Annotated in this window: 1 protein-coding gene; it reads left to right on the top strand. The window is 45.3% G+C overall.

Translation table 11 applies throughout. From position 1 onward, the window contains the following. On the top strand, window positions 1-330 hold a 330-nt coding region (locus MKP05_RS21435), incomplete at its 5' end, for a dihydrofolate reductase (RefSeq protein WP_086549541.1). Window positions 331-603: the final 273 nt, after the last annotated feature.

Genomic DNA, 603 nt, shown 5'->3' with positions numbered 1-603 from the left:
GAATCTATGGGCGCACTCCCCAATAGGAAATACGCGGTCGTTACCCGCTCAGGTTGGACATCAAATGATGACAATGTAGTTGTATTTCAGTCAATCGAAGAGGCCATGGACAGGCTAGCTGAATTCACCGGTCACGTTATAGTGTCTGGTGGCGGAGAAATTTACCGAGAAACATTACCCATGGCCTCTACGCTCCACTTATCGACGATCGACATCGAGCCAGAGGGGGATGTTTTCTTCCCGAGTATTCCAAATACCTTCGAAGTTGTTTTTGAGCAACACTTTACTTCAAACATTAACTATTGCTATCAAATTTGGAAAAAGGGTTAACAAAGCTATGCAATCGACGGCAAAAAGCTTCGTTCGCTTCGCGCACTACGCCTTTTCCGCGATTGATAGCGACGTTATGTGAATATTGAAATGAGCATTCCAAAGAAAGGAAGTAGAAAAATTATCGTGGGCGAAAATGAGTTTTTGTGGCTCATTAGGTCAAAACTCACATATTCGCAGGACTGTTTAGGTACAGAAATGACTGCGGTCGTTGAACCGGATGCCGGTCCTCACTGATGAAGAAGTGAACACCGTACGGGAATCGTGCCGGCA

Origin of the sequence: Halomonas flagellata (assembly GCF_022487945.1) — a bacterium.
Taxonomy (GTDB): domain Bacteria; phylum Pseudomonadota; class Gammaproteobacteria; order Pseudomonadales; family Halomonadaceae; genus Halomonas; species Halomonas flagellata.
Note: the sequence above shows the minus strand (reverse complement) of the source record. Positions and strands in the feature narration are given on the sequence as shown.